Annotated in this window: 21 protein-coding genes; 15 read left to right on the top strand and 6 right to left on the bottom strand. The window is 31.5% G+C overall.

What is annotated here, in order from left to right:
• Positions 1–5 precede the first annotated feature (5 nt).
• Complete coding sequence (locus GOY08_RS14610) at positions 6–686, bottom strand: hypothetical protein (RefSeq protein WP_158999665.1); 681 nt, start codon at positions 684–686, stop codon at positions 6–8.
• A 349-nt stretch (positions 687–1,035) separates the two neighbouring features.
• Complete coding sequence (locus GOY08_RS14605) at positions 1,036–1,359, bottom strand: TraR/DksA family transcriptional regulator (protein ID WP_158999664.1); 324 nt, start codon at positions 1,357–1,359, stop codon at positions 1,036–1,038.
• A gap of 301 nt (positions 1,360–1,660) precedes the next feature.
• Between GOY08_RS14605 and GOY08_RS14600 the strand changes: the two genes are divergently transcribed.
• The 5 genes from GOY08_RS14600 to GOY08_RS14580 are packed head-to-tail and all read left to right on the top strand — an operon-like array spanning position 1,661 to position 6,623.
• On the top strand, positions 1,661–3,139 hold the full coding sequence (locus tag GOY08_RS14600) for an aldehyde dehydrogenase family protein (protein WP_158999663.1): 1,479 nt from the start codon (positions 1,661–1,663) through the stop codon (positions 3,137–3,139).
• Positions 3,140–3,157: 18 nt separating this feature from the next.
• Positions 3,158–4,405 (top strand): GTP cyclohydrolase II, encoded by a 1,248-nt coding sequence (locus GOY08_RS14595; protein ID WP_202914074.1) that lies wholly within the window; start codon positions 3,158–3,160, stop codon positions 4,403–4,405.
• Entirely contained in the window at positions 4,398–5,642 is a 1,245-nt protein-coding gene (locus GOY08_RS14590; protein ID WP_202914073.1) for a URC4/urg3 family protein, read from the top strand. The genes GOY08_RS14595 and GOY08_RS14590 overlap by 8 nt, the downstream gene beginning before the upstream one ends.
• A 58-nt stretch (positions 5,643–5,700) precedes the next feature.
• The gene (locus tag GOY08_RS14585) at positions 5,701–6,312 is read left to right on the top strand and encodes an adenylate/guanylate cyclase domain-containing protein (protein WP_158999662.1); all 612 of its coding nucleotides are present in this window, start codon (positions 5,701–5,703) and stop codon (positions 6,310–6,312) included.
• Positions 6,309–6,623, top strand: a complete 315-nt coding sequence (locus GOY08_RS14580; RefSeq protein ID WP_158999661.1) for a hypothetical protein — start codon at positions 6,309–6,311, stop codon at positions 6,621–6,623. Before GOY08_RS14585 ends, GOY08_RS14580 begins: the two co-directional genes overlap by 4 nt.
• Before the next feature lie 4 nt (positions 6,624–6,627).
• Here the strand turns inward: GOY08_RS14580 and GOY08_RS14575 are convergent, their stop codons facing one another.
• The 3 genes from GOY08_RS14575 to GOY08_RS14565 all read right to left on the bottom strand — a co-directional run bounded on the left by GOY08_RS14575 (position 6,628) and on the right by GOY08_RS14565 (position 8,479).
• A complete protein-coding gene (locus GOY08_RS14575; RefSeq protein WP_158999660.1) occupies positions 6,628–6,984 on the bottom strand; it encodes a TlpA family protein disulfide reductase in 357 nt (118 codons plus the stop codon).
• Positions 6,985–6,993: 9 nt separating this feature from the next.
• A complete protein-coding gene (locus tag GOY08_RS14570) occupies positions 6,994–7,992 on the bottom strand; it encodes a hypothetical protein (protein WP_158999659.1) in 999 nt (332 codons plus the stop codon).
• Between the two features lie 163 nt (positions 7,993–8,155).
• Positions 8,156–8,479 (bottom strand): hypothetical protein, encoded by a 324-nt coding sequence (locus GOY08_RS14565; RefSeq protein ID WP_158999658.1) that lies wholly within the window; start codon positions 8,477–8,479, stop codon positions 8,156–8,158.
• 57 nt (positions 8,480–8,536) lie between these two features.
• Between GOY08_RS14565 and GOY08_RS14560 the strand changes: the two genes are divergently transcribed.
• The 4 genes from GOY08_RS14560 (at position 8,537) to GOY08_RS14545 (ending at position 11,734) form a co-directional block, all read left to right on the top strand.
• On the top strand, positions 8,537–9,334 hold the full coding sequence (locus GOY08_RS14560) for a hypothetical protein (protein ID WP_158999657.1): 798 nt from the start codon (positions 8,537–8,539) through the stop codon (positions 9,332–9,334).
• 20 nt (positions 9,335–9,354) lie between these two features.
• Positions 9,355–10,626, top strand: coding sequence for a hypothetical protein (locus GOY08_RS14555; protein WP_158999656.1), 1,272 nt, complete (start codon positions 9,355–9,357; stop codon positions 10,624–10,626).
• Positions 10,617–11,210, top strand: a complete 594-nt coding sequence (locus GOY08_RS14550; RefSeq protein WP_158999655.1) for a hypothetical protein — start codon at positions 10,617–10,619, stop codon at positions 11,208–11,210. The genes GOY08_RS14555 and GOY08_RS14550 overlap by 10 nt, the downstream gene beginning before the upstream one ends.
• 203 nt (positions 11,211–11,413) lie before the next feature.
• Positions 11,414–11,734: an RNA recognition motif domain-containing protein gene (locus GOY08_RS14545; RefSeq protein WP_158999654.1), complete on the top strand. Its 321-nt coding sequence runs from the start codon at positions 11,414–11,416 to the stop codon at positions 11,732–11,734.
• A gap of 43 nt (positions 11,735–11,777) precedes the next feature.
• Here the strand turns inward: GOY08_RS14545 and GOY08_RS14540 are convergent, their stop codons facing one another.
• Positions 11,778–12,320, bottom strand: coding sequence for a hypothetical protein (locus GOY08_RS14540; RefSeq protein ID WP_158999653.1), 543 nt, complete (start codon positions 12,318–12,320; stop codon positions 11,778–11,780).
• Between the two features lie 75 nt (positions 12,321–12,395).
• On the opposite strand from GOY08_RS14540, the gene tmk reads away from it, so the two are divergent.
• From tmk to GOY08_RS14510, 6 genes are all read left to right on the top strand, one after another.
• Positions 12,396–13,052: a dTMP kinase gene (tmk, locus tag GOY08_RS14535; RefSeq protein ID WP_158999652.1), complete on the top strand. Its 657-nt coding sequence runs from the start codon at positions 12,396–12,398 to the stop codon at positions 13,050–13,052.
• The gene (locus GOY08_RS14530; RefSeq protein ID WP_158999651.1) at positions 13,049–13,891 is read left to right on the top strand and encodes an AAA family ATPase; all 843 of its coding nucleotides are present in this window, start codon (positions 13,049–13,051) and stop codon (positions 13,889–13,891) included. Before tmk ends, GOY08_RS14530 begins: the two co-directional genes overlap by 4 nt.
• 63 nt (positions 13,892–13,954) lie before the next feature.
• Positions 13,955–16,429, top strand: coding sequence for an alpha-glucan family phosphorylase (gene glgP / locus GOY08_RS14525; RefSeq protein WP_158999650.1), 2,475 nt, complete (start codon positions 13,955–13,957; stop codon positions 16,427–16,429).
• A gap of 38 nt (positions 16,430–16,467) precedes the next feature.
• Complete coding sequence (locus GOY08_RS14520) at positions 16,468–17,886, top strand: glycosyltransferase (protein ID WP_158999649.1); 1,419 nt, start codon at positions 16,468–16,470, stop codon at positions 17,884–17,886.
• 12 nt (positions 17,887–17,898) lie between these two features.
• On the top strand, positions 17,899–19,224 hold the full coding sequence (locus GOY08_RS14515; protein WP_158999648.1) for a glycoside hydrolase family 57 protein: 1,326 nt from the start codon (positions 17,899–17,901) through the stop codon (positions 19,222–19,224).
• Entirely contained in the window at positions 19,152–21,035 is a 1,884-nt protein-coding gene (locus tag GOY08_RS14510) for a glycoside hydrolase family 15 protein (protein WP_158999647.1), read from the top strand. Before GOY08_RS14515 ends, GOY08_RS14510 begins: the two co-directional genes overlap by 73 nt.
• The last annotated feature ends 1 nt before the right edge of the window (position 21,036 follow it).

Genomic DNA, 21,036 nt, shown 5'->3' with positions numbered 1-21,036 from the left:
CCCCGCTATGCTTTTAAACCTACTGATTGGGCAAGTTCTTCAAAATATTTTCCAATTAAGAAAATAGAATTTCTAATTACTTCTTCACATAATTTTGCATCATTTTCACTCTTAATGGCTCTTGAAACTATTCGAAACATAAGTGCAGGATGATCTTCGACTTCATCAGTATTTAAATGACTTTTAGCACCTTTAGTTCTATCTTTTCCTAAATGTAACAACGCTTTATTTGTAATCAAACCATTATACATTTTCCCATAATATTCAAGTACCCAGTCCCAAACAACCGCAGGTAATGCTCCATTCTGCATTACTTTGAAATTTAAATAGCCCATGAGTAACTCTGTCGAAAAAAATAATGGCGTAGATAAAACATCTTCTTTATTTGATCCTAATTCTTTTAAGTCATGTAAAAACAAATCATCGTGGCACATTTCATCGTATAAATAATAAGTAAACTCTTTTGCAAGAATATTATCTTTATTAATACATTTTTGAATTGCGAAAGAATCTAATTCATTATTTAAATTAATTCTATTCACACATTCTATCATATGTCTAGTATAATACTTTTTATCAAATGCGTCACCTACATGAAACATTTTAGTGTAAGGCTGATTTGTAAATATTTTATCGAATTCTTCATGAAATATTTCTTTAGAAATTTCAAAATTTATGAATTGCATATTACACCTTCTTTATTTGTTTACTTTTATATATTCCCAATATTATTTATTGTCAATTTAATTTAAATTTATTTCTTAAAAATTAATTACATAATAAATTATTTTTTGGCTAGTTTTAAAAATAAAATATCTACTAAATAGAAATTCATTTAGAATTATAATTTTTTAGTTAAGTTAATTTTATACATTTTTATATAAATTCAATCAAAGTTAGAAAAATATTTTTTAAAGAAATAAAGCAGAAAAGAAATTAATTATTTACTATTACAACAGCTATTTATTCATAATAGTAGGAATAAAAAAAAAGCCTTACTAAAAAACTAGTAAGGCTTTTAAGAAAAATAATAAATTATGTTGCCCGTTTACCCCTTTCAAGATCTTCTTGATGACGTAAAGAATAAAGAGCCCATGGTTGAATCTGCAAACGTTTGAAACCAATAGGATCACCAGTTCCTTCACAAAGGCCATAAGTTCCATCATTTGCATCTATCTTGCGTAGAGCTTTTTCAATAAGAGCAATTTTATTTCTATCAGCTTCAGCAAGTTTCATATTTACTTCTTGATCGGTTTCCACAGAAGCAAGGTCAGTTTCATCTGAAATATCATCCCGACTGATTTCATAAGCTCCTTCATTCTTACGTGCCTGTTCTTTTGCGTAGAGTTCATCTCGCAATTTCGTAAGGAGTGCTTTTAATTGACCGACTTCTTCACGGGTCAATTCCTGTGGTTGAGAAGGCATTTTAGGCGGCATCGTTTTCTGTTCTCCTACACAACACGGATACCAATTCAAATAAACGTTGGTATGACTTTATTGGATGCAAATTAAAACATCAATTGTCTAAATTCGCCTTTTTATTAGTGGGTTGAATTTACCGCACCGGAAAATTGACATACAATAAATTCTCACCAATAGTCTAGGGATAGTATGCATACTCTTTTTGTTCAGTAAAGCCAAGAAAAAGGATAAGGATTTTATGTTCTCGCCCAATAACAATGAGAATATTCAAGAATGTCTTAATTTTATTTCAGGTAAATGGGAATTCCCAGAGGAAAAATTAGGCCAAATAATAAGCCCTTTTACAGGACAGATTTTAGCAAATACCTATCGTAGCAAAAAAACAAGTGTAAATTCAGCTGTACTTAGTGCAAGTAAAAGTCAACAAGAATGGGAAAAATACAGTTACCGGGAACGTGCAGCAATATTTCTTAATTATCGTAAATGGTTACTTGAAAATCTAATTGATTTAGCAAAAATAATCAGTAATGAGTGTGGAAAGTTACAGAATGAAGCAAAAGACGGGTTACTAAAAGGAATTGAAATTCTCGACTATGCCATTTCAATTCAAAACCTAGATCAACTTGCTAGAATGACGGTTTCTAAAGGTGTTCATTGTGAGTATAGACGTGAGCCCTTGGGTGTGGTTGCAGGCATCACACCTAGTAATTTCCCAGCAATGGTTCCAATGTGGATGTTTCCAATTGCGATTATGGCTGGAAATAGTTTTATTTGGAAACCCTCAGAAAAAACAGCTATGACATCTTATTATTTGGCACTAGGATTTAAAGAATCAGGATTACCGGATGGTGTTTTAAATATTATCCAAGGAGATAAAGAAACTGTTGATATTTTATGTGAGCACGAAGACATTAAAGCTATAGCCTTTGTCGGATCTACACCTGTAGCGAAACATGTTTATACAAAAGCAACTTCAACTGGTAAAAGAGCCCTCACATTAGGAGGAGCTAAGAATCATATTTTTTTAATGCCAGATGCTATTAGTGAGCTCGCTGTCGATGGAATTCTTTCTTCTTTTACAGGTTGCTGTGGTCAAAGATGTATGGCGGCAAGTGTTTTACTTGCTATTGGCAATACACAAAATATTATTGATGAAATTGTTTCTAAAGCAAAAAATTTCGCTCCTGGAAAAGATATTGGTGCATTAATAACGAAACAATCTTTACAAAAAGTAGAAAAAGCAATTTCTGAAGCATGCTTAAGTAAAGAACAGATATTAGTTGATGGACGAAATCCAAAAGTTGAAAAAGAAATATCACAAGGTAATTGGTTAAATCCAACAATTGTAGATCATGTTTTGCCAAATAGTATCCTTGCTAAAGAAGAACTATTTGCCCCTGTATTATCTATCATCCGCTGCAAAAGTATTGAAGAAGCTATGCACATTGAAAATGCAAATCCCTATGGAAATGCTGCCTCAGTGTTTACTTCTAGAGGTGACATAGCAGAATTTGTCACCTTAAATGCCAAAGCAGGAATGATTGGAGTCAATGTAGGAATTCCAGTACCTAGAGAACCTTTTTCATTTGGGGGAATAAACCACTCAAAATTTGGGCATGGAGATATAACTAGTGATGGAGGCTTAGAATTCTGGAGCAACCGGAAAAAAGTAACAACAAAATGGTTTCAATTAAAAAATCAAAATTGGATGTCCTAAATCAAATTGGAGAATACTATGGTTAACTTCGGACATGTTTTGTTAACTTCACATCCAGCAAGTATTTTTAAACAGGCTGCTCCTTTAAATTGGGGGGAAGCCGACCCTTTACTAAGAGGACCTGTAGTAGCTTCGTTAACAAAACGCGAACACAGAAACGCAATTGGTACACATAGTGGAAGTTATTCAGTATACAGAGCATTAGCAAATGCCTCAGGTGCTCTAACTGTCGAACACCGACCAGATTTAACGAATACATCACCAGTTGTAGATATTGGACCTTTTCCTTCTTGGGGAGATCCTGAAAAAATTGTGAGCTTAGATCCTTGGGGAGCTAAAGTTGGAGAAGTTTTTCAAAGCTTTTTCACCAAAGGATATGATATTCGTCCAACAATTGCTATTACTAAAGCACATATTAATATGCCAGAAATATCTTCAGCAATTGATGCTGGTAGACTTCACATAGATGATAAAATTATTTCAAAAAATAAAGATGTGCTTGTTACCAAAGCAGCAATTGACCCTGTTTGGTATCTTCCTGGAATTGCAAAACGCTTTCAAGTTTCAGAGGGAGATCTCAGACGTGTTTTATTCGATCAAACAGGTGGAATGTTCCCAGAACTCATTACTAGACGAGATTTAAAAGTACTTTTACCACCAATAGGCAGTACAAGTATTTATATTTTTGGTGAAGTAAATCATGTAAGTGATTTATCAAAGAAACTCACTGTAAGAATTCACGATGAATGCAATGGATCCGATGTCTTTGGATCAGACATTTGTACTTGCAGACCCTATCTTACACATGGAATAGAAGAATCAATTCGTACCGCACAAGAAGGAGGAGCGGGAGTCATTGTCTATTTTCGGAAAGAAGGAAGGGCTCTTGGAGAAGTAACAAAATTTTTAGTTTATAATGCAAGAAAACGCCAAGAAGGTGGAGATAGTGCAGCAACATATTTTCATCGCACGGAATGTATTGCTGGTGTCCAAGATATGCGTTTTCAACAACTCATGCCTGATGTTTTACATTGGTTAGGCATTCGAAGAATAGATAATTTAGTTTCAATGAGTGATATGAAATACAATGCAATTGTAAATAGTGGAATTGAAATTGGAAGAAGAGTTTCCATACCTGATGAGTTAATACCACCTGATGCACAAGTAGAGATGGAAGCTAAAAAAGCTGCTGGTTATTATACTGAAGGAAAAACAAAAAGTGTCACAGAACTTAAAAAAGTAAAAGGACGCAAATTAGATGAATGATATGCTCAAAGATCTAAGTGGTGATATTCATGACATAGAATATATATTTTCTCCACTTACTATAAGAAAAAAAGCTTTAGAAATATTTAATTTATCTTTAGCAAATAAAACTTTTTTCCAAGTAAATTCTGATAAATTGGATGAAGTATCAACTTTTGTTTCTTCAGTTACTTTAGATAACTACCCAAATTTAAATATTCCATTTCATTCGCGCTGGAATCATTTTAATGTTGGCCATTTCGACCGTTTATCTGAGCTAAAATTAGTATTAAAAGATTTAACAACTTATCAAATAACAAAGTCAAAAATAGATTTAGTTATCATCAGCGTTTTACTTGATGCAGGTGCAGGAAGTAGATGGAAATATTTTGAAAAATCTACAGGGAAAGAATACTCTCGTTCTGAAGGATTAGCAGTAGCAAGTCTTCGTTTATTTCTTTCGGGCTTTTTTTCACTAGATCAAGATAAACCTTATCAAGTTCATGCAGAAAAATTAAGACAGCTTACACTAGAAGAATTAGCAAACGGGTTGCAAGTTTCTGAAAAAAATTTTTTAATTGGCTTAGATGGTCGATTAAAATTATTGCAAAATTTAGGAGAAACATTACTCAAAGATCCAGAAATGTTTGGTGCTGATAAACCAAGAATAGGAAATATTTTAGATTATTTGCAAGAAAAATTTCCTACTGGACATATGACCGCAACTCAAATTCTTCGCACTATTCAAAGAGGATTAGGGTCAATTTGGCCAGGACGCATTTCTATTAATAAAATAAATTTAGGAGATGTTTGGAGCTACCCTTTATTAGGTGATGGAATAGAATCGTTAGTTCCTTTTCATAAATTATCGCAATGGCTTTCTTATTCATTGTTTGAGCCTTTGATGGAAGCTGGTTTTACAATAGGACAAATCGATAATTTAACGGGTCTTGCAGAATACAGAAACGGTGGGTTAATGCTTGACTCAGGATTGATTTCTTTAAAAAACAAAGATGATTTAGATAAGTTACATCACCCTGGTTCACCTATCATTGTTGAATGGCGAGCATTAACAATAGTTTTATTAGATGAAATAGCTAAAAAAGTAACAGAAAATTTAGGAAAAAAGTCAACTGAATTTCCATTAGCTAGAGTTCTTGAAGGTGGTACATGGTGGGCAGGGCGAAAAATTGCAGCCCAACTTAGGAAAGATGGTTCTCCGCCAATAAAAATTGATAGTGATGGGACTGTTTTTTAACAAATATAATATTTATACTATAGTGGAATATATTCAATATATCGGAATAGGTTTTGCTATGAAGATAAGTAAACCGCAAAAATACAATGCAACTGTTTTATTTTGTGATATTCGTAAATTTACTACTCTATTTGATGAAAAACCACCTGAAGAAGCATTTTCCTTTGCCAATTATGTTTTATCTAGTCTAAGTAAAGTCATTATTAAAAATAAAGGAACAGTTGATAAAATTATGGGCGATGGTATTTTAGCGCATTTTGGAATTACAGAACCAAATAATGAACATGCTAAATTTGCATGCTTATGTGCTTTAAAAATTTTAGAAGAAATTTCTATCATTAATGCTAATTACTATTTCCTAAAAAAACCAATTATTTCTGTTGGCATTGGTATTAATACAGGAGAAGTCGTATTTGGTAATATTACAGTAGGAAACAAATTAGTTTCATCAATTTATGGTGATGTTGTTAATACCGCATCAAAAATAGAGCATTTAACAAGGAATTTTTTGGTAGATGTTATATCATCTGAGAGTACATTCACAGCCTGCGAAAATTATTTTAATTTTCTCGGACTAGGAAAAGTACATGTAACCGGCAAAAAAAATCAGCAAACTCTTTATTGGCTATTACCTACAAATTTTAGTAAAGATAAAAAGGATATTTTATGAGTTTTGAAGAAAATACTTTATTAGATCAAAACGGTAAATTAACTTTAGACACTATTAATAAGCTAAAAGAAAATGCTGACATGCTAGAATGTCAATGCCCAACAAAATTAATAGAAATTATTGAATCAATTAATAAATTTGAGTCATATACAGATGATTGTATTCTTAAATACCCAAATGATAAAACAACTCATGAATGGCTGAAATATTCAGCCATTAATATAAATAAATTACTTTCCTCAACTTTACTACAACTAGCAAGATTAGAAGGTTTTCTAACAGAAGATAATAAAATTAAGAAAAGGATTTAATATTTCATTGATTAACATAAACATGCGCAGGTACAGCTTTGATGTTATATTTTTTTGTAAGAACTCTATCTCTATCAAAATAACAATCTAATTCTATTTCTAATGCCTTTAAAGCTGTATTAGCTTTTTCTAATCGATCAAAAGTATTAATAATAACCACTTTATCTTTTAGATTTTTCTGATTTTTTCTAATTTTTAATAAATCTTCTTTACAATCTGAGCACCAAGATGAGAAAAAAATTAATTCTATTTTACTTTTACTTTTAAGATAATGTTCAAATTTTTCTTCATTAAATTCCATACATTCAGCAAAAACAGGTTGTAAAATAAAACATGAAAGTAAAATTAGAATATTTCGCATTATTCACTCTTAAAAGAAAGTTTTTTCATATGCAACTAATGCAGAGTTTGAAGTTGTTTGATTTGAATTAGTAAAAGGTCCTAAATTACCATCATACGCACCACCAATTGTATAAGAAAATCTAAGTGTGTCTTGTTCTGTAACATTATACTTCACTAAAAAGAAAACAGAGTTAGATTGCTGAGTAGGGTTAACATTTTTTGTTGAATAACCCGCAGCATCATTTCTCCTATAAGTAGTTTCTTCACCAATATAATCAAGGATAACACCTGTTTGGAATGCTAATTTATATTCTTTTAATACATGCCCTAATGTTAAGACTGTTGTATATTGTAGATCTCTTGTTCTTTTATATTGTGTTTCTCCTTTTGCATTCACATTATCTGGAGTTCTATCAAATGAATAAGTAAGCAATTGGCTTGCTCCAAATTGTAACCAACTCATTCCCCACCAAAAATCAATACCACCCATAACTTGATGAAAACCATTTCCGACAGTATCTATTGCATCACCATCTAAATCAACCATATTTTTTGCTAATTTTGGTTTATAACTTGCTACTAATTGCACTTGTGGCCGGTAAACATTGTCTATACCCATATTTACCAGATTATAACGACCAGATAAAATAGGATCTCCTAAAACATATTTAACTTTATTACCTTGAGTTAAATCGTTTATATTTATTGGTCCTTCACTCTGATTTAGCGTCCCTGTTAATGTTACAAAAGCATCATCAGTTAATCTATAACCAACTGCGAGAGTTAAAGTTCTTCTTGTAATTAATTTTGGATTTGTAGTTCGTATTGCTCCTTGTGAATCACTATTTTTATAGTTCATGTATCCAAAATTTTGTGAAATGCCCAGATAAGCCTTTAAATTTTCATTAGGATTTAAAACTAAAGGAGTAGTTGCACTAGAACCACAAGATGAACATGCATAGGCATAAGATGACAATAAAGATAAAGTAGCTAACCCAGATGTTAAAGATAATTTTGAAAATTTCACGTATAAATTCCTAACTTTGAGTAAAAATAATATTTCACAACAAAATTAGAAATATTTTGTTCCTGTTTTTTCTCAATATCCAATATGAAACAAAATGTTGCGGCTTAAATTAATAGATGAAAATAATTATATTTTCTGGAATTAGCAAAGAAAATAAATAATACTATTTTTTATCTTCAGGAAAAGAACTGCTAAAAGTATAATTATAAACAGTATCATTAGAATTAAATCGAATTGTTAAATCTTTTGTTTGACTTTCCGAAAAAGCTGAATATTTGTAATATCCATAAGAATATGTTTTCATACCAGAATCGTATCCCACCCGAAATGGTGGGCCATATGCTTTTTCAATTTCAGTGCGTGTTGTTTCATTGGCTTTTATCCAAACCACTGTACTTGGAAATTGATTCCCTACAGTGAGACAAGCTGTGGTCATAACTGAACAAAATAACGTCAGAATCATGATAAAAAATCTATTTGAATTCATTTCTTAAATTCTCCTCATTCAGTAAAATAATCTTTAAACCAGATAAAGGGCTAACAATTGAAACAACTAAATTGGCTTTGTTTCTTTATTCTCCTTATATCATATTCTGCATATGCTCAAAGAGGGAAAGATTCAATTCAACAAACTGCTCCTACAACAACCCCTTTAAGTATGTTTGCTGGTTATTTTGACACAGGAATGGTTCCGAAAAATCGATTATCTTTTGATCTGCCTTTAACTGGATTAGATTATGGCGTGAGTGAGAACCTTACAATTGGTGCAAATTCAGCTTTAAGTGTATTGACTTTATTTACTTTTCAGCCTTTTTTATACTTAAAAGCAAGATATCGTTTTTTTAGTAATAAAGATATTAGTTCAGTGATTACAGGTTATGCTGGTTATGTCTATCTCTCTCCCCAAGGAAATAATTTAAAAACCACTGTAAGCTATTACAATTTTACAAATAATACTTCCTATTTTATTAATTCATATAATATTATTACATTTCATTTAACAGCCCTTAATTTAAATTTACAATCCGGTGAACCACAAGATTTAAAATACTTCAAGCTCTCAGTAAGCACTGTCGCATTTGGAGTTGGTTATCAACTTTTTTTTAATGATTATGTGGGTATTGAAGGCCAATTTCTCTATGCTCCCTTTTTCCGTATTGGTTATGATGATCCTGGGCAACAAACATCTCTCGATTATACTGCAGGAAGTAATTCTATCCCATATTTTGCAAGGTTCTTAATGAATGTAAAAACAGGTAAAGAATCAAATCTTAATTTTGGTTTTTTTAATTTAAGTGATCTTATTTATGGACCATGGATTGGTTGGCAAGTTTTGTTTTAAGAAATATGCTGGAGAAAAATATGATATTAAATAAACATTTCATAATATCTGTTCTTGTTTCTGCTTATTTTTTTATGAGTTGTCAAAACCAAGACTCTATTTCTGGACCTCCTTATTCAGCTTATGTTTTGCAACTTATTCCATTAATAAGTTCACAACAAAGATCGGAAGCTCCAACTTATAAATATGATATTGGAACTTATCCAAGCTTACAAAATTTAAATAATTTATCTGGCACTTATTATCAAATGTTTCAAGGTGGAAAGTTAACAGCAAAGTATGTTACTGGCTCAATTGTTTTTGCCAAGAGTTTTGAGCAAACAAAAAATGTTAATTTAAGATACAAAGTAGTAAATGGCGCTGCATCACCAAAAGATTACTCTACAGCGGCTATGTTATCAGCATATTATCAGTTTGATACAGTAATGAATAATATTCAAACAATGACTGGTTATAGCCCAAGTTTTATCAACTCTAAGTACGGTACAATTAAAGTTTTCTTTGAACCATCCATTGTACTTTCTGGAGATGGTTCGACAATAGAAGCTTCCGGTAAATTAAATGCAGCCTATATGCCAGGAGCCCATCAATTTTTATTATACCAAAGATCGAGCTTAGAAAACATACCTTTATCAAGTAATTTGCAAGTTATTGCACACGAATCCGGACACTCCATTTGGGAACTGGCATTTGATAATGGAAGTTCACCTGATTGTGATCGTATCAATCAAGAGTATGTTATCAGAGGATTAAATGAAGGATTTGCTGACTTGTTAAGCTATACAATGACAGGAAGTACAAATATTTTAAAAAATAGTATTGATATTAATGGAACAAGTGGACAAAGAAACTTCTCTACTATTACTTTTAATTATGATCAAATTTCGAATGGTGTAGCAGATTCAAGTAATTCAGTATGCCAACAAAGCTTTTATTGTATTGGTACCTTATTTGCAAATGCAATTTTTAAAGCACAAGCAAATTTAGGACAAGATCAAACTACACTATCTGGTAGAAGTATCATGATGAATTTAATTGTAAATGCATTAAAAACAACAAAAAGTAATATGTTAAATTTACCAACAGCAAATTTTTCAGATTATTGTAGTCCGAGTAACGGAGACAGTAATAATACTACTTATAATGGTCAGGTTTTAGGTTCGTTTTTTCAATCTCTTTTAACCCAAATAGGAACAGGAAGTTCACAAACACAAATTTGTTCACAATTAAAAAATAATTTTGGAACTTATGGTTTCCCAAGTAATTATAGAACAGGTTTTACATGTCCATAATACAAAACACAAAGTTTTTATTCATTCTGATGACTTTTTTTTGTTCGGAGTCTCAAATATTAGCTGTTGATGGTACAAGTTTTCATCTTGCCGCAGGAGGTGCTGGAGTATTTTATATTAGACAAGATTATGGAGAATCAACTTTTTCTCAATTTGCACCTGAAGCCGTAGTATACGGATATCTCCCAATTTTTCACCACTTCTGGTTTCGCCCTGGGTTTAGAATAAATTATTCTTGGCTTCAGCCTGACATGCCACAGGCTTTTCAAATAAAAGAAACAGACTTAAGATATATGCTTGAAACTGGCCTTGTTTTTGATTGGGTCATTCTCCCTAGCCTTACTTATGCCTTTGGCTATACCTATAGAAATACCACTTTAGTTACCAATTATCCTATTGTATCAGTAAACGATAGTGTTTCTGGCTCTGAAAATATCTTTTATTCACACCTTCAACTAGGGATTGGATTTCCTATCATGAGTGGTTTTATTGTCATTGAACCATTTGGAAGATTTGTAATGGTTCAAAATGACTACAGATTTAAGTGGGCCTATGGTTTAGAAACAACTTTTCAAATTTTTTAACCCCCATGACTCACCAATTTTTTTACAGGAACATTTTTCTCTTGCAAGTAAACACGTTCCATGAAACACTATCCCATGAGAATAGTGCGTGCGTCATGAAAATATTCAGAGCCACCGAAGTCTCAAGTTTTATAATGTACGATACAACGCGTGGCATGGGGCTTTTGTGTTTGGTCGGCACGTAGAATTCATCAGGAGATCCTGTGGGTACCAAGTTATATGTAGGCAATTTGCCTTTTTCTGCTACAGAGAATGATATTGCTAGCCTTTTTGAAAAAGCTGGGAAAGTTGAATCTGTAAGAGCAGTTATGGATCGTGAAACAGGACGTTTTAAAGGGTTTTGTTTCGTAGAAATGCAAACAAAAGAAGATGCTGACAAAGCAATTGAAATGTTTAATGGAAGTGAATTAAATAATCGCCCTATGGTTGTTAATCCAGCACGTCCACCAGAACCTCGCAATCACCGTGGAGGCTTCAATGGAGGCCCACGTGGTGACCGCCAAGGCCGCCCTACGCGTTACTAAAAACGAAGCAGTAGTTTAACTCCTTTAAACTACTGCTTTTTTGTTACCCTACGTTCGGTAACGGATTGCTTTCCTGCAACCATTTCTTCCAATTTTCTACCATTTTAATAAATTTTTTATCTTCTTGAACTTTAGCCAAGTCAGCTAACCAAGTACCAATCATTTTATCTTCCTGATGAACTTTTGCACTTTTTTTCATTGTTCTATATTTCACTTTATAAAGTTTTGTAGGCACTTCTCCTTCATAAAACGAGGCTAAAGCAAATTCAGGGGGAACACCAATTTCTTTCGCTAGTAAAGTTGAAATATTTCTAATGATCTCCTCTTTTGAAGCAGATTCTCCTACACTTGTGGTAAGTTCTTCAAAAGAATAGACTACAGCATCTGCCAATTGTTGCTCTAAGTTCTCAACTTCATTAGCCATTATGACTGGTAGGGCATAGCTCAAAAACCCGCGCCAAAGCTCCCTATCTCTCGCATGGGAAGGGTCGGAATAAGCTGAAACGCCTGTTAAATCTAATTCAAGCTTTTCCATAGGAAATCCTCCTGCGAATTTCTTATTTCCACTTCTTTCTCTTTCGGTCATGTTTTATGTTAGCTAAGATGAGGGGTTTTTTACCCATGGCAAAAACCATATTGCACAAATTTAGGACTGACAAAAATGGCTTTTATTGTATTTGAAGGCGGAGAAGGTGTTGGAAAAACTACACAATTAGAGTTTCTACATAAGGCCTTAAAAAAACAAGGAAGAAATTGCCTTCTAACTAGAGAACCTGGAGGAACTCCATTTGCTGAACAAATACGCTCTTTGTTCAAACAAGTTGATCCTAGTATAGAATCCCCAATTCCTTTAACAGAGCTTTTATTAGTTTCAGCTTCACGCGCCCAACATATTGCAAAGGTCATTCGTCCTGAACTTTGTGAAGAAAAAATAATTTTATGCGATCGTTTTCTAGATAGTACTTATGTTTATCAAAGCATATTAGGAAAAATTCCAAAACAAACAATTGATATAATTTCACATATTTTTTTAGAAGATCTTCTCCCTGATCTCACTTTTATTTTTACTGCAGACCTTGATGTTGCCTTGCAGCGCATAGCAAAAGAAAAAAAACGCGCCTCAGATAGAATGGATACCCAAGAAAAAGAAATTCACCAAATTATAAAAGAAGGATATACAAAAATTTATCAAGAACAGTATCAGTACCCAAATGGCAAAGTACCAAACCGAATATTAATTGATGCCAATCAAAGCAAAGAACTAATACATTCACAAATCAAGTATGCATTAGAAAAACACTTGGGTATTTCTATATGATCTCGTTTGAAGAGTTTATTCAAAACACAATTTATTATAGACATCATGCCTTTTTGTTTGTGTCTAAACATTTTGAAACACATGGATTACCAGAAAATGATTTTCGTTTGTTGCTGAAGCATTTGGCTGGCATTGAATTAATAAACACAAAAGATGGAAATATTTTTGAAATAGCGGCGCATCATAATGACATTTTTGTTGCCGATAGAACAAGAAAAATTTTAAGACTTGAAGATTTAAGTAAAATAAAAGAATTAATTTTATACCAACCATCTGAAGGAAAAAGAAGAGTTATCTATATAGAAAACTGTGATAGAATGAATTTAAATTCTGCAAATGCTTTACTTAAAGCACTAGAAGAACCGCAAGCAAAAACAGTTTTTATTTTAACAACCAAAAATATTAATACAGTCATTCCAACTATTGCTAGTCGTTGTCAAAAAGTTTTTATTTCTTTTCATAACTTTTCACAAAATAATATTCTAAATACAATTAATATTGAAGATTTTAATTTAATTAAAAATTTAATTAGTAGTTTTAAGAATTATTTTCCTAATCTTCCAAAATCACTTTTCGAAAAACCTACCAAAAATTTGCAAGCTTCAGAATTAAAAAATGTGCTCGATTTATGTGAAAAAATAGCTAAAGAATATTCTCCACAAACAATTCAAGATATAATTGTGCTAGCTACAAATGAAAATTTAAAAAAAGACCATAGTTTCCTCATGATAGCCAAATCCATTTTAGCCAATGTAACAGAATGGAAACAAGCGGAAAACCTTAATCCATCGACATATTTATGGTTAACAAGAATTTTTTTAGGCCACAAAATAAATTAACAGAGTTGCAATTCTCCTAAATTCAAGCAAGTATTCAGAGGACAAAAACTTAGGGGAATATTCATGCGTACTATACAACTACATATACGTTCTTCTTTACCTAAAAATCTAGAAGCTCTTTGGGAACTTGCTAGGAATGTCTGGTGGTCTTGGAATAGTAATGCCATTAATTTATTTAGAAGAATAGATCCGCAAGAATATGAATTAAGTGGCCCATGTCCTTTAAAACTTTTAAATACTTTACCCTCTGCAACATGGGATAATTTGAAAGATGACAATGGATTTTTAGAACATTTAAATGAAGTTTATAATGAATTTAAAGAATACTTAGAAAATGGAGTATCTAAAGTCCAAGATTTTCATGAGAAAAACACAATTGCATATTTTTCAATGGAATTTGGTTTGCATGAAAGTATTTTGCTTTACTCAGGTGGACTCGGAATATTATCAGGAGATCATTTAAAAACAGCGAGTGATTTATGCTTGCCTTTAGTTGGAGTAGGACTATTTTATTCTGAAGGTTATTTTCGCCAAAACCTAAATAAAGATGGTTGGCAAACAGAAAAATATGATATCAATGACCCTTTTTATTTACCGATGCAAATTGTTACTGAATCTTCAAATAATCCTTTATTAATTGATATTCAAATTAATCAACAGAAAGTTTATGCACAAATTTGGAAACTAAATGTTGGAAGAATTCCGTTATATTTACTTGATACTAATATAAGAGAAAACTCTCCTGAATTTAGACAAATTACTTCCAGACTATATTCTGGTGGACAGGATCTTAGAATCCAACAGGAACTGGTTCTTGGAATTGGTGGTATCAAAATTTTGAATAAATTAAATATTAATCCAGCCGTTTATCATTTAAATGAAGGGCATTCAGCATTTTTAACTTTAGAAAGAGTGGCACAATTTACCCAAAAAGGTCTCACCTGGCAGGAAGCATTATTAGCAACTAAAGGAACACAGGTATTTACTATTCATACTCCTGTCCCAGCAGGTAATGATGCTTTTCCAATTCCTTTGCTTGCAAAATATCTTGGAAATATAAAAGAAACTTATGGAATTCCAGATGAAGACTTCTATCAGTTAGGCAGGCTTCCAGAAAATTTTGCTGAATTTTCTATGCCTGTTTTTGCTTTAAAAACTAGCGGATATCGTAACGGTGTTAGCCAACTTCACAAAAAAATATCAAAAAAAATTTGGAAACAACTTTGGCCCAGTTTGCTAGAAAATGAAGTTCCAATCCAAGGCATTACAAATGGTGTACATATTCGAACTTGGATTTGTAACGAATTAGTAGATTTATTTGACTTTTATTTAGGCAAAGGTTGGGATGCTAAACTTTCAGATCCGGTTATTTGGAAAAGAGTAGAAAATATTCCAAGTACAGAACTTTGGAATGTACATTTGAACAGAAAAAGTAGACTGCTTTCAAACATTCCAAATTGCAATTTTTCTAGTGAATACTTAACAATTGGCTTTGCGAGAAGATTTGCCAGTTACAAAAGAGGACACCTGATTTTCCGAAATATTACTAGACTAAAAAAGATTCTGCAAAATCCTGAACGCCCTATCCAATTGATCATCTCAGGAAAAGCACATCCTGCAGATCATTTAGGAAAAGAAATAATTCAAAAAGTTGTTCAATCAATTCAAAAAGAAAATTTATCAGCAAATATTATTTTTCTTGAAAATTATGATATGCATATCGCCCAAAAATTAGTCCGAGGAGTTGATATTTGGCTAAATAATCCTATAAGACCTCTAGAAGCTTCTGGAACTAGCGGCATAAAAGTGGCAATAAATGGTGGTTTAAATTTTTCAATTTTAGATGGTTGGTGGGACGAAGCATATGAACCTGAATTAGGTTGGAGCATTGGAAGTAGAGAAGAAATTCAAGATGAATTTCAACGTGATGATAAAGATGCTGAAAGTTTGTATGATAAATTAGAGAACGAGATTGCTCCATTATATTACAGTAGTAAAATACCAATTGAATGGATTGATAAAATGAAAAAATCAATTGCTATTTTGACTCCAAAATTTAGCACTCACCGCATGTTAAATGATTATATTAAAAAATCTTATAAACCAGCATCATTATTCCATGAAAAATGGTCAATTCATTCTAATGACCAAATTGAGTCTCTTAAGCAGCATTTAAATAATGTGCAATTATTAAAAGATAATTGGAAAAAAGTTGCTGTTTCAAAAATTGAATTAAAACCATCAGATACAGTTATTGTTGGAGAACCTGTTACTTTAATTGCAGAACTATTTTCACCTTTTCCTGAAAATTGGTTAGAAGTTAATTTAGTTTTAGAAAATTCTGATAATTTTCATATATTTCATAATAATAAAGACTTAAAATTAAAATGTATAGAAAGTGATCCTAAAAATCAGCATTTTCTTTACAATATTGATTTAGAAACTATGAATCCTGAAATAAGAACTTATACAATTAGAATTTGTCCAAATCCTATAATATTTCCGGAACATCTTGATTTGGATTTAGTCGCAAGGTAAAAGCAAATATCTTATTTAGACAAAATTAGTGGTGAATTATGAAAATATTAATGTTAGGTTGGGAATATCCTCCCGTAATTTCTGGTGGTTTAGGAACTGCAACTGAAGGTTTAATTAAAGCACTCATATCAATGGGGCATAAAGTAACTTTAGTGTTACCAAATTATCCATATCAGTTGCATACAAAAAATCTAACAATAGTTAGTCCAGAAAACCCTTTTGATATTGAAAAAAAAGATGAATTTAATAATATAAACTATTCCCAAATAGAACAACAAATAAATTTAGAAAATTCTCTTAATGAAACATACAAAGAAATATCAGAAATTATAGAAAAAAAATCTATTGAGACCCTTAATTCACACTATAATTACGCAATAAACAAAAAAGAGCTTACAACAAAAGAAAAAAACATAATAAAAATTAAACTAAGTGAGTACCAGAATTATATTCAAGAAATAAAGTCAAGAAAATCTAGCCACAATTTCAACAACGAAAAAAATACATTTAACTTTTCTGCTAATTGTACCATAAATGAAAAATGTTATATTTTAGGTATACTTGCAATTAATATTTTAGAAAATGATCCTGATTATCAAGTCATACATGCACATGACTGGATGTCATTTACTGCTGCAAAAATGATCAAAGAAATATATAATATTCCTCTTGTCGTCCATATTCATTCAACTGAATTAGATCGCTCAGGTGAAGTTGAAAATAACAAAGAAATTTTACAAATAGAACAAACTGGCATTCAATTATCTGATTTAGTAATTACAGTTTCAGAATTTACTAAAAATTTAATAGTTGATAAATTTCAAACTCCTGCAAATAAGATTAAGGTAGTTTATAACGCGAGTAATAGTCAACATCTTAGTTTAGTAAATTTTTCTGAACAAAACTTGCATTTAAAGCCAAATACAAAATTATCTGTAGTTACTTTTGTTGGAAGAATTACTTTTCAAAAAGGCCCTTCTTACTTTGTATTTGCTGCAGAAAAAGTCTTAAAACACAATCCCAATGTCATATTTAAAGTAGTAGGAACTGGAGACTTATTGCCAGCAATGAAACAACTAACTTGGGAGTTAGGCATAGATAAACATTTTCAGTTTGAAGGTTTCTTAAATGCACAAGGTGTTCAAAAAACCCTCCAAGATTCAGATATTTTTATTATGCCAAGTGTTTCAGAGCCATTTGGAATAGTCGCTCTTGAAGCAATTGCTCAAAATATTCCAGTAGTCATATCAAAACAATCTGGTGTTTCAGAGGTATTAAATCATGCTTTAAAAGTTGATTTTTGGGATACTGATTTAATTGCTGATAGAATAATTAGTTTACTAAAGTACCAACCTGTTAGATCTGAAATGATAGAAAATTCGTTAAAAGACCTAGATAATAGAACTTGGTTAAATTCTGCAAAAATATTGCTTGAAGCTTATAAAGAAATTAATTGAAAGGAATATTAAATGGTTGCAATTTGCTTTTATTTTGAAATACATCAGCCTTTTAGAATAAATCATTACAGAATAAAAGAAATTAATAAACACAAAGCATATTTTAATTCTGAATCAAATGAACAAATTTTTCATAAAGTTGCAAAAAAATGCTATTGGCCTGCTGGATTATTATTTGCTTCTTTATTAAAAAACTTTCCTGAAAATTTTAAAATTTCATTTTCTATGTCAGGAACATTTCTTGAACAATGTGAGTTATATGATAAAAAACTACTTGAATTATATCAGGATATTTTAAGCCTACCTAATACTGAAATTATTTGCGAAACTTCACATCATAGTTTAGCTTCATTATATGATGAAGAAGAATTTTATGCTCAAATAGACAAACAAAAACAAAAAATATTTGAACTATTTTCTAAAGTACCAACTACTTTTAGAAATACAGAATTAATTTATTCCAATAGAATTGGAGATTTAGTATCTAATTCTGGTTTTAATACTTGTCTATTAGAAGGTTGGGATCCATTTATTCCTGCTGGCTGGGGGCCGCACCATGTTTTTCATCACCCAGAAAATCATAATTTAAAATTACTCCCAAAAAGTTACAAACTTTCTGACGATCTTGCTTTTCGATTTTCTAATAGAGCTTGGGCTGAGTGGCCTTTGACATCTGAAAAATATAAAAATTGGTTTGAAAAATTACTTGATGGTAGTCATGAATTTGTTGGTTTATTTATGGATTATGAAACATTTGGTGAACATCAATGGGCAGAAACTGGAATATTTGAATTTTTAGAACACTTTATTTCAAATATGACTCAGGATAAAAGATTTGAATTTTTAACTGTTTCTGAGGTTTCTGCTAAATTTCAATCAAGAGCACCTATGAGTGTTGATAGACCTTTAAGTTGGGCTGATACAGAAAGAGATATTTCAGCTTGGTTAGGTAACAGAATACAAGAAGATGCAATTCAGAAAGCTTATAAACTTAAAACACTTGTTTATAGGCTTAATGATTCCCAAATTTTGGAAGAATGGAGAAAACTTTTAACAAGCGATCACTTCTATTACATGTGTATCAAATGGTCGAATGATGGAGATGTTCATAAATACTTCAGTCCTTTTGACAGTCCATATGAAGCCTACCTTGATTATGTAAATATATTAGAAGATTTAGAATGCAAATGTAACAAACTTTTCCAATCCAATACGAAAAGCTTTGAAAGAAATAAACAGCGAAATGATGCGGGAGAGATTACTGTATGCGAGAAAACTACTCCAGTATCACAGCCTCAGAAAAACTTCTTGCCTGTCTTGGAGAAGACGGCCAATTAAAAGGTCTTTTTTGGCCATTTAAAGATAGTAGACACTCTCATCTAGAATTTGCAATTTGTGGATTTGCTATTAATGGTGAAAGTATTTGGCTAGATCCAGCAAGAGATCAGCTCCAAATTCAATTTTGTCCAAATGAAAAAGTTATCATTTCTAGTTGGGAAGTTAAACATCCAAAATTTTTTGGTGCAATAGTTAAGAAAAAAACTTTAGCTATGCACGAATCTGTTGTTGAAAAATGGGAATTGATAGTACCAAAAGAGTTGAGTAGTTCAAAAATTAATTTATGGTTACTTTCTTCTTGGAATATTTGTTCAGAAAAAAGATTTCAATCGGTGTATACAGAAACAGGCGAAGATATGATTTTTGCCTATTCAAAAGATATTTGGGTTGGAATAGGTGCTTGCAATGGTTCTTTTTATTCGCACTTCCAAGCAGTCAGAGCTATTCAAAGTAGTGCTTTTTCAACACTCGGTGAAATTGTAGAACATTTCTTACAAGAGCCCAATAAGTTTCGCCGAATTGAAATGGGAAATGTCTATGCAACAGCTTGTACACAACCATTTATTTTTACAAAATTAAACGATAATTTTTTTGAAGGAAAAGTAACAATTTTTTATGGATTTGGGAAAAACCAAGAAGAATTAGAATATAAACTTTCCTTATACTTCGATAATAATGCTTTAGAAAAAGAAGTTAACGAAACTATTGAAAAGCTAAAAAGAAATACTGATATAAAATTAAAAAATTTTAGCTTTAATGATAAAAGAAGTTATCTTAAATCAATTTCTATTTATGTCCTGAAATCATTAACAGATCATATTAGCGGTGGCATTATTGCAGCTCCAGAATGTGATCCCGATTTTAAACATAGCGGTGGCTATGGATTTGTATGGCCAAGGGATGCTGCTTTTTGTGCGTTATCTTTAATTAAGTGTAAACAATTTGAATTAGCAAAAAATATTCTTTTATTTTTAGCAAAAATACAAAATCATCATTCTGACTATTTTCAAAGATATGATATCCAAGGAAACAAAGCTCCTAGCTGGTGTGAGTTGCAAGCTGATCAATTAGGTCTTGTAATATGTGCTGCTTTAGAATATTTGAAATATGAAAATAATTCACAACTTCATGAATTAGTTAAAAAAGGAACTCAAAAATTAATTCATGATTTTTCCGAAAAAGGTTCTTTACAAAATAGCTTTGATTTGTGGGAAGAATGTTATGGCTTACATTTTTATGCTCACACAGCAGCATATTCCGCCTTAGCCAGATCTACTTTATTACTCCCTGAACTCGCAGAACAAATTCAACAATCTTTAAAAATATGTAAAAACTTTTGTTACCACTATCTCTATGTCTCTAAACAAAAAAGGTTTGCCCGTACTGTAGATCCTCATAACAACAGAGATCTACAGGCTGATATATCTTTGTTATCTTGTATATTTCCGTTTCATGATTTTCCTATTGAAGATGACATAAAATTTTCTATTTTCGAATTTTGTTATGATAAACTAACTACTAAAGCTGGTACCTTAAGATATGAAAATGATCATTATATGGGGGGCAATAGTTGGGTTTTAGCTGGTTTTTGGATGTCTCTTGCTGCTTCTGAATTAACTAAACTTCAGCCTTCTATGCAAGAATTAGCAGAAGAAATATTTAAAAAATCAATAGCACTTTGTAATGAAGCTGGTTTTTTTCCAGAGCAAGTTGATTCAATAACAGGTAAACCTATTTGGATAGTTCCCTTAGCATGGAGTCATGCTTTTTATTTATGGGCAAATGAAACTTTTAACTTAATTAAGGATTAAG

The sequence above is a fragment of the Pigmentibacter ruber genome (assembly GCF_009792895.1).
Classification (GTDB): domain Bacteria; phylum Bdellovibrionota_B; class Oligoflexia; order Silvanigrellales; family Silvanigrellaceae; genus Silvanigrella; species Silvanigrella rubra.
Note: the sequence above shows the minus strand (reverse complement) of the source record. Positions and strands in the feature narration are given on the sequence as shown.

Coding starts and splice junctions, on each gene's coding strand:
- GOY08_RS14610 (WP_158999665.1), bottom strand. CDS start 686: ATGCAATTCATAAATTTTGAAATTTCTAAAGAAATATTTCATGAAGAA.
- GOY08_RS14600 (WP_158999663.1), top strand. CDS start 1,661: ATGTTCTCGCCCAATAACAATGAGAATATTCAAGAATGTCTTAATTTT.
- GOY08_RS14595 (WP_202914074.1), top strand. CDS start 3,158: ATGGTTAACTTCGGACATGTTTTGTTAACTTCACATCCAGCAAGTATT.
- GOY08_RS14590 (WP_202914073.1), top strand. CDS start 4,398: ATGAATGATATGCTCAAAGATCTAAGTGGTGATATTCATGACATAGAA.
- GOY08_RS14585 (WP_158999662.1), top strand. CDS start 5,701: ATGAAGATAAGTAAACCGCAAAAATACAATGCAACTGTTTTATTTTGT.
- GOY08_RS14580 (WP_158999661.1), top strand. CDS start 6,309: ATGAGTTTTGAAGAAAATACTTTATTAGATCAAAACGGTAAATTAACT.
- GOY08_RS14575 (WP_158999660.1), bottom strand. CDS start 6,984: ATGCGAAATATTCTAATTTTACTTTCATGTTTTATTTTACAACCTGTT.
- GOY08_RS14565 (WP_158999658.1), bottom strand. CDS start 8,479: ATGAATTCAAATAGATTTTTTATCATGATTCTGACGTTATTTTGTTCA.
- GOY08_RS14555 (WP_158999656.1), top strand. CDS start 9,355: ATGATATTAAATAAACATTTCATAATATCTGTTCTTGTTTCTGCTTAT.
- GOY08_RS14550 (WP_158999655.1), top strand. CDS start 10,617: ATGTCCATAATACAAAACACAAAGTTTTTATTCATTCTGATGACTTTT.
- GOY08_RS14540 (WP_158999653.1), bottom strand. CDS start 12,320: ATGACCGAAAGAGAAAGAAGTGGAAATAAGAAATTCGCAGGAGGATTT.
- tmk (WP_158999652.1), top strand. CDS start 12,396: ATGGCTTTTATTGTATTTGAAGGCGGAGAAGGTGTTGGAAAAACTACA.
- GOY08_RS14530 (WP_158999651.1), top strand. CDS start 13,049: ATGATCTCGTTTGAAGAGTTTATTCAAAACACAATTTATTATAGACAT.
- glgP (WP_158999650.1), top strand. CDS start 13,955: ATGCGTACTATACAACTACATATACGTTCTTCTTTACCTAAAAATCTA.
- GOY08_RS14520 (WP_158999649.1), top strand. CDS start 16,468: ATGAAAATATTAATGTTAGGTTGGGAATATCCTCCCGTAATTTCTGGT.
- GOY08_RS14515 (WP_158999648.1), top strand. CDS start 17,899: ATGGTTGCAATTTGCTTTTATTTTGAAATACATCAGCCTTTTAGAATA.
- GOY08_RS14510 (WP_158999647.1), top strand. CDS start 19,152: ATGCGAGAAAACTACTCCAGTATCACAGCCTCAGAAAAACTTCTTGCC.